This is a genomic window from Paenibacillus campi, assembly GCF_034659835.1.
In the GTDB taxonomy this organism is placed as follows: domain Bacteria; phylum Bacillota; class Bacilli; order Paenibacillales; family Paenibacillaceae; genus Saccharibacillus; species Saccharibacillus campi.
In genome coordinates this window covers 16,104-28,371 of record NZ_JAXSQZ010000017.1, presented here as the reverse complement: position 1 = coordinate 28,371, position 12,268 = coordinate 16,104, and the positions used below count along the sequence as shown (strand labels likewise).

The 12,268-nt window shown below is 44.4% G+C and carries 9 protein-coding genes, 1 tRNA gene and 2 rRNA genes; 10 read left to right on the top strand and 2 right to left on the bottom strand.

The genetic code is table 11. The annotated features are described in order from the left end of the window. From U1I11_RS21465 to U1I11_RS21420, 10 genes are all read left to right on the top strand, one after another. A 23S ribosomal RNA gene (locus U1I11_RS21465) occupies positions 1-80 on the top strand; the annotation flags it as partial. A gap of 131 nt (positions 81-211) precedes the next feature. Beyond that, positions 212-328: ribosomal RNA gene (gene rrf, locus U1I11_RS21460) — 5S ribosomal RNA — on the top strand. Positions 329-1,055: 727 nt separating this feature from the next. Further along, a complete protein-coding gene (gene guaB / locus U1I11_RS21455; protein WP_322908127.1) occupies positions 1,056-2,513 on the top strand; it encodes an IMP dehydrogenase in 1,458 nt (485 codons plus the stop codon). A 403-nt stretch (positions 2,514-2,916) separates the two neighbouring features. Continuing rightward, positions 2,917-4,329: a D-alanyl-D-alanine carboxypeptidase family protein gene (locus U1I11_RS21450; protein WP_416235643.1), complete on the top strand. Its 1,413-nt coding sequence runs from the start codon at positions 2,917-2,919 to the stop codon at positions 4,327-4,329. A gap of 285 nt (positions 4,330-4,614) precedes the next feature. After that, a complete protein-coding gene (gene pdxS, locus U1I11_RS21445; protein WP_322908126.1) occupies positions 4,615-5,496 on the top strand; it encodes a pyridoxal 5'-phosphate synthase lyase subunit PdxS in 882 nt (293 codons plus the stop codon). 17 nt (positions 5,497-5,513) lie between these two features. Next, positions 5,514-6,098 carry a pyridoxal 5'-phosphate synthase glutaminase subunit PdxT gene (gene pdxT, locus U1I11_RS21440; RefSeq protein ID WP_322908125.1) on the top strand — a complete coding sequence of 195 codons (585 nt, stop codon included), beginning with the start codon at positions 5,514-5,516 and terminating at the stop codon, positions 6,096-6,098. A gap of 371 nt (positions 6,099-6,469) precedes the next feature. Beyond that, positions 6,470-7,756 carry a serine--tRNA ligase gene (gene serS / locus U1I11_RS21435; RefSeq protein WP_322908124.1) on the top strand — a complete coding sequence of 429 codons (1,287 nt, stop codon included), beginning with the start codon at positions 6,470-6,472 and terminating at the stop codon, positions 7,754-7,756. An 83-nt stretch (positions 7,757-7,839) separates the two neighbouring features. Beyond that, positions 7,840-7,928: transfer RNA gene (locus tag U1I11_RS21430), tRNA-Ser, on the top strand. A gap of 312 nt (positions 7,929-8,240) precedes the next feature. Next, positions 8,241-9,143 carry a YitT family protein gene (locus U1I11_RS21425; RefSeq protein WP_322908123.1) on the top strand — a complete coding sequence of 301 codons (903 nt, stop codon included), beginning with the start codon at positions 8,241-8,243 and terminating at the stop codon, positions 9,141-9,143. A gap of 291 nt (positions 9,144-9,434) precedes the next feature. Continuing rightward, positions 9,435-10,508 carry a hypothetical protein gene (locus tag U1I11_RS21420; protein ID WP_322908122.1) on the top strand — a complete coding sequence of 358 codons (1,074 nt, stop codon included), beginning with the start codon at positions 9,435-9,437 and terminating at the stop codon, positions 10,506-10,508. A 434-nt stretch (positions 10,509-10,942) separates the two neighbouring features. On the opposite strand, the gene U1I11_RS21415 is transcribed toward U1I11_RS21420, so the two are convergent. Both U1I11_RS21415 and tadA read right to left on the bottom strand, forming a co-directional pair. Beyond that, positions 10,943-11,518 carry a GNAT family N-acetyltransferase gene (locus U1I11_RS21415; protein ID WP_322908121.1) on the bottom strand — a complete coding sequence of 192 codons (576 nt, stop codon included), beginning with the start codon at positions 11,516-11,518 and terminating at the stop codon, positions 10,943-10,945. Between the two features lie 2 nt (positions 11,519-11,520). Beyond that, the gene (tadA, locus tag U1I11_RS21410) at positions 11,521-12,009 is read right to left on the bottom strand and encodes a tRNA adenosine(34) deaminase TadA (RefSeq protein WP_416235520.1); all 489 of its coding nucleotides are present in this window, start codon (positions 12,007-12,009) and stop codon (positions 11,521-11,523) included. Positions 12,010-12,268 lie beyond the last annotated feature (259 nt).

Here is a 12,268-nt window from a genome sequence, read left to right as displayed (position 1 = left end):
CGACGAGGTAGATAGGTTGGAGGTGGAAGTGCAGCAATGCATGGAGCTGACCAATACTAATCGGTCGAGGGCTTATCCTATCTTCTATATACGCGATGATTCGTTTCGGATTCAGTTTTCAGGTGATTAACACCTGTCATGGGTAGCTTGTAGCAAGGAATTCACTTTCTTGTTCAAGATACTTACGAAGCAGACGCTTCGACAACTACCGTTTGGTGATGATGGCGGAGGGGTTCCACACGTACCCATCCCGAACACGACCGTTAAGCCCTCCAGCGCCAATGGTACTTGGACCGCAGGGTCCTGGGAGAGTAGGACGTCGCCAAGCGAATGAAAAGACATGATCCATTTTGGATGATGTCTTTTTTTGTATTGTTTTACTTTTCACGAAAGTTTTTATAGTAATGATCGGGCTTGTTAGCTTGCCAATACGTTGATTGCTTTAAGGACTGGCTTTGATTTCTCGTTTATGAGCTTATGAATAACTGCTCGAAACAGCTTTACAATTCAAATGAATCACAGTCAAGGGATGGGTTTGATTCTATATGATGCTTATTTTTGCTTCATTAGTGTAATATTAGGATGGGTCGCGATTTTAGTTTAAGCAGATTAGATTAGTATCAACTTCGTCTCTAGTTTCATTATTAGAGAGCAGAGTCGTAATAGAACGAGATATAGAAAAGGATCATTTTTGAAATATTGGTTAACATTGTTTATTTGTCCATTGTGGAAGGACAATCGTATGTGCTGGAAAGTCAAAGTTAGGTGTTTAAACTTCATTTATGTGATTATGTTGTAACGTTCTTGACAGCCTATAACCCCTTTGCTAAGATTGCAATAATATATTTTCAGAAACTTATTTTCAAGAGTGTATTTCTTGATTATAAACGCAGTATATTAAGCTTAAAAGCTTATGAATATTCGCTTTGAGACGGTGCCTTGAGCACTGGAAATGATCGGAATCTTTGGTTTGATTTCTTTCCGGCTGTGACAGCGGATTAAAACGGATTTATTTATAAGCCTTATATCGCATAAGAAAAGGGAGGAATATCCTCGTGTGGGAAACAAAGTTTGGTAAAGAGGGACTAACATTTGACGACGTATTGTTAGTGCCACGCAAGTCCGAAGTATTGCCGAAGGAAGTTGATGTTTCGACTGTACTTAGCTCATCCGTGAAGCTGAATGTGCCTCTAATCAGTGCAGGTATGGATACCGTTACAGAAGCAGCTATGGCGATCGCTATGGCGCGCGAAGGTGGCATCGGTATTATTCATAAAAACATGTCGCTCGAACAACAAGCAGAAGAAGTAGATCGTGTTAAACGCTCCGAAAGCGGTGTTATCACCAACCCATTCTCCCTTACCCCTGACAAAATGGTATCGGACGCTGAAGCTGTAATGGCTAAATATCGCATTTCCGGCGTACCGGTCGTTAACGAAGATAATAAACTAGTTGGTATTATTACGAACCGTGACCTTCGTTTTATCCATGATTTCAATATTCCAATCAGTGATGTTATGACTAGCGAAAACCTCGTAACCGCTGCTGTCGGCACGACGCTGCAAGAGGCTGAAGTGCTGTTACAACAACATAAAATCGAAAAGCTGCCACTCGTAGATGAAAATAACATTCTTAAAGGCTTGATTACGATCAAGGATATCGAGAAAGCGATCCAGTTCCCGAACGCCGCCAAAGATGCGCAAGGTCGTCTGCTCGTTGGTGCCGCAATTGGTGTGTCCAATGACGCTTTTGCACGTGCGGAAGCACTCGTGAATGCAGGTGTCGATCTGATCGTTGTGGACTCTGCACACGGACATCATATTAATATTTTGGATGCGGTGCGTAAGCTGCGCAGTATGTTCCCTGAACTGACGATCGTTGCTGGTAATGTGGCGACAGGCGAAGCGACTCGCGATTTGATCCAAGCAGGTGCATCGATCGTTAAAGTTGGGATCGGTCCTGGTTCGATCTGTACAACGCGTGTTATCGCGGGTATCGGTGTACCACAGATTACGGCTATTTATGATTGTGCAAATGTAGCACGCGAGTATGGTGTACCGATCATTGCGGACGGCGGTATTAAATATTCCGGTGAAATTACTAAAGCACTGGCTGCTGGCGCATCGGCAGTTATGCTGGGCAGTATGTTTGCCGGTACAGAAGAAAGTCCAGGCGAATCGGAAATTTATCAAGGTCGTCGTTTTAAAGTATATCGTGGTATGGGTTCGATGGCTGCGATGAAACAAGGTAGTAAAGACCGTTACTTCCAAGATGATGACAAAAAGCTCGTCCCGGAAGGTATCGAAGGTCGTGTCGCTTACAAAGGTCCTTTGTCGGAAACAGTGCATCAGTTGATCGGTGGTCTGCGTTCCGGTATGGGTTATTGCGGTACAGGAAACCTCGAAGAACTGCGCAATGATACACAATTTATTCGGATTACCGGTGCAGGTTTGCGTGAAAGCCATCCACACGATATCCAGATTACGAAAGAAGCTCCTAACTATTCGCTATAATGGAATGAGCTGTAGTCCTCTTTTTCAATATAAACAGTGTTGATAACAGCGGCTGAATAAACGACCATTTTCCGATCAAATACTGGGAAATGGTCGTTTTTTTAATGGATCGTTTAGAGTGGATCGTGATTGACGGCTTTAGGTATAAAATGATCCGTATGACGGTTTGAAGAAACTGTATAGTTTGTGTGTGCACTCTATCACAACCGTATCATAAGTCAAAAATTCAGTTGACGTTTGCAAAAGCGTATGATTTTACAAGTACTTGTCTTTTTTTGCATGTCGGCATGTGCTAAAATGAGAAAGTCATTGTGATAGCGGGTTTTTAACAGTTTAATTGATTTACATAATGCCGCGTATTACATGCAATATTATAGTGGATTTTGAGGGGAGCATTTATACATTGAAACGCAAGTGGGCAACACCAACAGCAACAAAGTCGAAACGTCAATGGATTAAAAAAAGCGTAGCATCATTGATGCTTGTAAATATGTTATGTCTGTCTACGATTGTTCCAAGCGCCGCAATGGCAGCATCATCTACATCGGGCAAGTCTACCGACCAGAAATCGACTGCGCCTGCCGCTGCCAGCAGTACGGCTATGCCTTCTGCTGACTCGCTTGGCTTGCAGGTGAAATCAGCGATTTTGATTGAAGCGACAACAGGTAAAGTACTGCTGTCGATTAACAGTGATGAAGCATTACCTCCGGCAAGTATGTCGAAAATGATGACAGAATATATCGTCTCTGATTATGTAAAACAAGGCAAAATCAAATGGGATGATGTTGTAACGGTATCCGCGAATGCGGCAGCACAGGTTGGTTCGCGCGTATTCCTTGCTGCAGGTGACAAACATACTGTACTTGATTTGTACAAAGCGATGGCAGTCGGTTCCGCCAATGATGCTACCGTTGCACTGGCAGAATATGTCGCTGGTGGCTCGGAAAAAGAGTTTGTAAAACTGATGAACGAAAAAGCCAAACAATTTGGCATGAAAACCGCTCATTTTGCTAATGCAACAGGGCTGAGCATTGCGGATATGCCGAAAGGTACACAGCCTGAAGACGGTAAAGAAACGGTTATGTCTGCGATGGACACCGCTATTTTGGCGCGTCATATCGTGATGGATCATCCGGATTTTAACCAGGTGACGAGCATTCAGTCTTTTAAATTCCGCTCAACCGATAAAGCACCAGTCGTTAACTGGAATTGGATGTTAGCGTCCAATTCCTCGATTACGAACTTTAAAGCTTATGCGTATCCGGGTCTGGATGGTTTGAAAACCGGTCATACGAATGCAGCCGGGCAGTGTTTTACCGGTACGGCTGTGCGTAATGGTATGCGTCTGATCAGTGTCGTTATGGGCACATCAAGCGACAAAGAGCGTTTTATCCAGACGAAAAAAGTGTTGGATTACGGGTTTGATCACTTTGAAGTGAAGCAAATTGTCGGCGCTAAAGCAGTGGTATCCGGTCTTGCTACATTGCCGGTCGTGAAAGGGACAGCTACCGAAGTACCAGTTGTGACTGATGCAGCTGTTAATGTCGTTGTACCTAAAGGCACCAACCCGCAAAATGTAACGTATACGGTAGCGCAGGCTGACGAAACCGCACGTACTGCGCCAATTGAAGCTGGCAAAGCGCTCGGCACGATTACGTATACGTACAAAAATGACAGCATGCCACAGGACCAGGTCACAACCGTGAATCTGATCGCATCCGAGCCAGTCGAAAAAGGAAGCTGGTTGCGCCTGTTCTTCCGCTCGATCGGTGATTTGTTTGGCGATCTGTTCAATTCTGTGAAAAATATGTTTTAAATAGCTGCGCTGCCGGTTGTGCTAACCGCCAACCTCATTTGTAACGGCAGTTGATTTCCTTTGACCCGCCAGGCTCTGCCTGGCGGTCATTGTGCGATATACGGTGAAAATGTATTGTATAATGCATACGTGTCATGTAAAATTATGAGTTAGATTCTGTGCTCTTTGGAGCCTGACAGCAGGCATAGGACGGCTCGTTGCGGCCGAAGCAGAACGTTATTTGATACTATATCCCACTGCTGACCGAGCAGGGGTACTCACAGAAACAATTCAGGAGGCATGGACATGGAAACTGGTACATCGAGAGTTAAAAGAGGTATGGCGGAAATGCAAAAAGGTGGCGTCATCATGGACGTTATGAATGCAGAACAGGCAAAAGTTGCCGAAGCTGCCGGAGCAACAGCGGTTATGGCTCTTGAGCGCGTGCCTTCTGACATTCGCGCAGCCGGTGGCGTTGCTCGTATGGCTGATCCGACGATTGTCGAGGAAGTTATGAAAGTAGTTACGATTCCGGTTATGGCAAAAGCGCGTATCGGTCATTATGTAGAAGCAAAAGTACTGGAATCGATGGGCGTGGACTATCTGGACGAGAGCGAAGTGCTCACCCCTGCTGATGAAGTATTTCATATCGATAAAAACGAATTTACTGTACCATTCGTATGTGGTGCCAAAGATTTAGGTGAAGCGTTGCGTCGTATCGGTGAAGGTGCAGCGATGATTCGTACAAAAGGTGAACCGGGAACAGGCAACATCGTTGAAGCGGTACGTCATATGCGTCTGATCAACAGCCAAGTTCGCAAAGTACAAAATATGTCCAAAGACGAGCTGTATGCGGAAGCCAAAAATCTTGGCGTAGCGTACGAGCTGCTGCTCAATATACACGAAACAGGCAAGTTGCCAGTTGTTAACTTTGCTGCCGGTGGTATAGCTACACCTGCAGACGCAGCGCTGATGATGCATCTCGGCGCAGATGGCGTATTCGTCGGCTCTGGTATTTTCAAATCCGATAGCCCGGAGAAATTTGCGCGTGCGATTGTGGAAGCGACTACGCACTATACAGATTATAAACTGATCGCTGAAGTATCCAAAAATTTGGGTACGCCAATGAAGGGAATCGAAATTTCCAAATTGTCTCCTGCTGAGCGTATGCAGGATCGCGGCTGGTAAGAAAGAAGGACAGACGAATGAAGATCGGTGTACTGGCACTTCAAGGTGCTGTAGCAGAGCATATTCGTAGCTTGCAACTGGCAGGCGCAGAAGCGGTCAGTGTGAAGCGTGTCGATGAGCTGGATGAGTTGGACGGCATCGTTATTCCCGGTGGGGAAAGTACTACGATCGGTAAGCTGATGCGCAAGTATGACTTTATGGATGCATTACAGCAATTTTCCGCACAAGGCAAACCGATATTTGGCACATGTGCGGGCTTGATTGTGCTTGCTGAGCGGATTGTCGGTCAGGAGCAGGCACATTTGTCGCTGATGGATATGACGGTGTGCCGGAATGCATTTGGACGGCAGAAGGAAAGTTTTGAGACAGACCTTACGATTACAGGCATCAATGAGCCGGCGCGTGCGGTATTTATTCGTGCGCCATTGATCGAATCGGTCGGAGCGAATGTTGAGGTGCTGTCAGTATATAATGACGAGATTGTGGCGGCACGGCAGCAGCATCTGCTCGCTTGCTCTTTCCATCCCGAGCTGACGGACGATTATCGTCTGCATCAGTATTTTGTAGAGATGGTACAGGAGTCGCTGGTAAGTAAAGCATAAGCTCGGGACATGAATTGTTTATTAAATAAAGCTTAATCGAGTTAGCTGTATTCACCTCTATACGTATAAAGATAAAACATAACAGAAAGGCAAGCGTATCATTATGCTGCTGTATGATTTTGTCGTGTGTTTCATAAGCCGAAAGAAGTGAATAAAGTTTGGCATCGTAAGTGATTGTACGTTCAACCTTAACTCTTGGCAGCTTCCGTGAGCAGAGCGTATTCTATTCCGGAGTGCGGCAAGTTCTCGCTTGCCCGGTACAGCCGTAGGTGTAACGAAGTGAATGCCTGATGGCGGTTCGCTTGTTATGCCTGGTTTGTCGGCAAAAAGAGAACGAGAGTTAAGGTTATTTTTATGAGGAGGGGTTATGTATGTTAGATGTTAAAATCTTGCGTAATGAGTATGATCGTGTTGCGCAGGCGCTGCAAAATCGTGGCAAATCACTCGATCTAATCTCCGCTTTTCCAGAGCTGGACGGAAAGCGCCGTGAACTGTTACAGGAAACAGAGCAACTCAAAAATCGCCGTAACACCGTATCTGGCGAAGTGGCACAGCGCAAAAAGAACAAAGAAGACGCGGAAGAATTGATTTTGGAAATGCGCCAGGTGTCTGATCGTATTAAAGTACTGGATGAAGAAATTCGTAATCTGGAAGCCGAAATCGATAGCTTGACGTTAGCGATTCCGAATTTGCCGGACAGCAGTGTACCTATCGGTGCATCAGAAGCCGATAATGTGGAAGTGCGCCGGAATGGTGAGCCACGTCAATTCGATTTTGAACCGAAAGCACACTGGGATATCGCCCAAGAGCTAGGTATTCTTGATTTTGAAGCAGGCGCTAAAGTCACGGGTTCACGGTTTACATTTTATAAAGGGCTAGGTGCACGTTTAGAGCGTGCGTTAATTAACTTTATGATGGATGTACATAGCGGGGATCATGGCTATGAAGAAATTTTGCCGCCGTATATCGTCAATCGTGATAGCCTTGTCGGTACCGGACAGCTGCCAAAGTTCGAGGAAGATTTGTTCAAGCTCACTGATACGGATTATTACCTTATTCCGACAGCAGAAGTTCCGGTTACGAACTATCATCGTGATGAAATTTTGCCCAAAGAAGAACTGCCCAAGCATTACGTCGCCTATAGCTCATGTTTCCGGTCGGAAGCCGGTGCTGCTGGTCGTGATACACGCGGTCTTATTCGTCAGCACCAATTTAATAAAGTTGAGCTGATCAAAATTGTTGATCCGGAAACGTCTTATGAAGAACTGGAAAAAATGACAGCTAATGCAGAGCGCATTTTGCAATTGCTCGGTTTGCCTTATCGTGTGCTTGCGCTATGTACAGGCGATATGGGCTTTAGCGCTGCGAAAACATACGATCTAGAAGTATGGCTGCCGGAAAGCAATATGTACCGCGAAATTTCCTCTTGCTCTAATGTCGAGGATTTCCAGGCACGCCGTGCTAGCATTCGTTACCGCAAAGACAGCAAAAGCAAGCCTGAATTTGTGCATACGCTAAACGGTTCCGGTCTGGCGGTAGGTCGTACGGTTGCGGCAATTTTGGAAAACTATCAACAGGAAGACGGTAGTGTCATCGTACCGGAAGCGCTGCGTCCGTATATGCGCGGTGTGGAAGTGATCGGTACACCAGTGAAATAAATATTGTCACTTTCTCAAATGTATGCTATGATATTTATGTTGTGCAATATTCGATTGTATTGATCGAATACGCACTCATAAATGGAGAGGTACCGAAGCGGTCATAACGGGGCGGTCTTGAAAACCGTTAGGGGGCAACTCCACGTGGGTTCGAATCCCACCCTCTCCGCCATTTATTGATGATTATAAGTCGTTCCCCTCAGGGAGCGGCTTTTTTGTTATGTTGTAATTTATATGGAAGACACAGCGTACGAATAACATTATGCCAAGTCCCATCTACAAATGCTCGTTTAAAGCAGATCATATAGGCTTTAAGATTTCTTGAAATAAAATAATTATATGCTTAACTTTATGTTTGATCTTGCCTGTTTTGTATAGGAGCAGCATCTATTTTGTGCCATAATAATAGAGTAAATCATGAAACCGACAAAAAACTGTCACCTTTCGTGATACTAATACGTACATAAGAAAAGGAGGCTCGGCTATGGCGTTGAACCAACCTCCAGATTTAGCCGCGTTCACACCGGTAGAACACGGTAAACGTTCCCTGCGCAGTACGACGGTGCGCACGATGCTAATTGTGCTGGGAGCAGTCTTGGTTGCTGTTTCACTTGAATTGTTTCTCGTACCAAACAATGTAACCGATGGCGGCATTACAGGCATATCGATTATTATGTCCTTTTTGACCGGCTGGAAGCTAGGTATATTCCTGTTTCTGATCAATATTCCTTTTCTCGTGATCGGTTATAAGCAAATTGGCAAAACGTTTGCATTATCCACACTGTTAGGCATTTCGGTCATGTCGGTAGGTACGCTTTTGCTGCATCCTGTCGCTGCTTTTGTAAATGAAACGGTACTGGCGGTTGTGTTTGGCGGAATGTTTCTAGGGCTAGGTACCGGATTAGTATTGCGTTCTGGCGGATCACTAGATGGGACGGAGATTATCGCCATTTTGCTGTCACGGCGGACGATCTTTTCGGTCGGTGAGATTGTCATGATTATTAACGTCTTTATTTTGACCGGTGCCGGCTTTGTATTCGGTTGGGATCGAGCGATGTATTCGATTATTGCCTACTATATTGCAACGAAAGTAATCGATATTACGATCGACGGTCTGGATCAATCCAAATCCGTTTGGATTATTAGCGAGCGCACATATGATATCGGCAATGCGATTATTAGCCGGTTGGGACGAACAGTTACTTATTTATCTGGTGAAGGCGGTTTCTCCGGTGAAGACAAAAAGGTGATCTTTTGTGTGATTACCCGTCTGGAAGAAGCCAAACTGAAAGAAATCGTTAATCATTTTGATGAGAATGCTTTTATGGCAGTTGGTAACATTCATGATGTGAAGGGTGGACGCTTCAGAAAACGGGATATTCATTAAATGAACCCGTGTATATCTGCATGCGATCAATCGCTGCACAGTTCCATTTGGTAAATGATGGATAACAATTTGCGCAAATATGCATGAATAGGACAAACAGAGCTAGTTTTGCCTATACAATGATCCTGAATTCGACAGAAAGTTGACCTGTTGTGTTAAGCAAATATGACTAATTTTAGTGATATCATTTAAAATAATGCGAAAATGGGTTATCATGGATGCGGAGTTCATTTTTTGCGTTATACAACTAAAGTAATTGATTTATGCTTAGAAACAGAAAGGGGAATCATAATGAACAAGAAAATGACAGGTAGTTTATTAGCTTTACTGCTAGTATTCACAATCACACTCGTTGGCTGTACGAAAAAAGAAGAGCCAAAAGAAGCGGTAAAAGCAGCGACAACGGCAGCTGCACAGATGACTTCGTATACGATGAGCAGTCAGTTTAAAGTGACCGATCTGGCAGTCACTTCGGCAGATGGCACGGCATCGACAGATTCTACTAATGCGCAGATCGTTAATGCATTAAAAAATGCAGAGATTACGGTAAAAGGGATGTATCAGTCTGATCCGATGCAAACGGAAATGACAATGAATTTGAAGCTGGGCGGCGGTACGATGAATTTTGAAGTACCGATCGTGTTGACGCAAGATACGATGTATGTCAAAATCCCACAAATCCCAATGCTGCCATTGCCGCAAACAACAGTCGGCAAATTTCTGAAGCTTGATCTGAAACAACTGGCGCAAACACAAGGGCAACAATACAAACCACTTAGCCCAGCTACAAGCCAAAAACTGGCACAAGAGCTGTCGAGCGCCGTACTGGACAAATACGATCAAGCGACCTATTTCAAAGATATCAAACCTTCTGATGCAGCATTGCCTGAAGGTGTAGATGCAAAACAAGTTGTCCAATTTGCAGTGACGAACGAAAATGCAAAACAAGCGGTTGAAATCTTCGTGAAACAGGCATTGCCAGCTGTACTGGATGTGCTGTCCAAAGAAGAATATCGCTCTGCACTGAACCTGACCCAACAAGAAATCGATGATATGAAAAAAGATATCCAGTCGCAAGATTCCCAAAATGAATTTTCCAAAGCGGTAAATGATCTGGATAAATATCTGACTTTGAACCAGTTCCATATCAATACAGCTATCAACGATAAAAACTTCCCGGTTTATCAGCAAATGGTCATGGATGCAGTGTTCTCTGACCCAGATACAAAACAAAATGTGAAAGTAGCAGTGGAAGGTAGCGGTCAATATTCCAACATCAACGAAAAACAAACATTTGCAATCGGTATTCCTGCTGGTGACAATGTGATCACAATGGAACAATTCCAAAAAGAGATGGGCTATTAATAACGGAAACAACCTTAAAATTGCCTGGGCAGTAAATAGCTTATGCTCAACCGATGCGGTGTAGATATGAAGCTTGAATTTAATACAGGATAACGCGCTAAAATAGCATAGTTAAAAAAAGTACGTATCCGTTAATCAATGAAGACTGATGGGTTGTCTGGCGAACTTGCCGTAGCGAATAATGAAATATGGCAAGTTTGACGCAGGCAATGTGTACGATGACGAAATAGTGTAGGTAGCGATAACGGTTGAAAATCATGCTCATGCAAAGCAAACACGCAGATTTGGCATGAAAAGTAGCTTTATATTCGATAAGCAGTATAGTTTGGAGCGCGTTATGACTAATCCGGATGACGTACAAATAGAGCACGGTTGATGTGAAAAATCCCCGCTTGCAGCTTTCGGCTGCATAGTGGGGATTTTGTGTTACCAAGCTATTGTCGAGCTGATGTATATTCGGTGTCTTCTGCAAGTAACGCGTAAATTTGATGATCTTCCCAGTTACCGTTTATTTTGACAAGTTTACGAGCGATGCCTTCAGGTTGGAAGCCGCATTTTTCGAGTACACGTCTGGATGAATGATTGTCTGGAATAATACCTGCCTGAATACGATGCAGACCGAGGGAGTGAAAGCTGTAGCCTAGTACGAGTTTGACACCAGCCGTCATATAGCCATGTCCCTGATGTGCCGAACTTAACGAATAGCCTAGTTCGGCAAACTGACCAACTCCGCGTACGATATGACTAATCGAGACTGTACCGATTAGCTCATCTTGTGCTTGCAAAAAGATGCCAAACAAATAACCCCGATCTTCTGTCGCTTCTTGCTGACGGCGATACAGCAGATCAAGCTGACTTGCCATCGTAAAAAATTCCTCCGGATATTGCGGCTCATAGCGCTGATTGGCGTGCCTGCTTTGCAGACGCATATGTAAAAGCGCTTCAGCATCGTCCGGTTGCAACAACCGCACATAAATATGTTTCTCTGTATTTTGTAACTGAATCTGCATATTTATTCCTCCTTGATCTGCTGCTTGTTTTGTTTGAGCCGCACACGCAGTTGACGAAAGAAATCGGTTAACAGTGCCGCACATTCCGCCTGCATAATTCCGTCTACGACTTCGGTGCAATGATTGAAGCGTGGCTCTTGCAACAAGTTCATTAATGTGCCAGCACAGCCTGCCTTCGGATCGGTCGTACCGTATACGACCGTTGGCACACGGCTTTGTACAATCGCACCAGCGCACATCGGGCAAGGCTCTAGTGTGACATACAATGTGCAATCGAGTAGTCGCCATGAGCCAAGCCGTTCACTTGCTTCTCGAATGGCGATAATTTCGGCATGAGCTGTAGCATCATGTGTCGTTTCGCGCAAATTGTAACCACGACCAACGATCTCATTATTTTTAACGATAACGGCGCCAATTGGCACTTCTCCGAGCTGTTCAGCTTTGCGTGCTTCAGCGATTGCTTCATTCATCCAGCGCTGATGTTGTACGATCAAAATGACAAAACCTTCTTTCTAATGTGGATACATAGATTACTTGTGCATCGAACAAATATTCGTTGTTAACAGCTTGTGGACAAAATTGTGGATAACTTTTATTTTTTGTGGAAAACAGATTTATGCGATACTATATTATCGTTTGTCAAGAGCGATAAAGCCTGCTATTATGCTGGATAGCTCGCTTGACTCAAATCATATGACCAATTAACACGAAACATAAACTATCCACAGGTGCATAAAATCTATCTTTTAT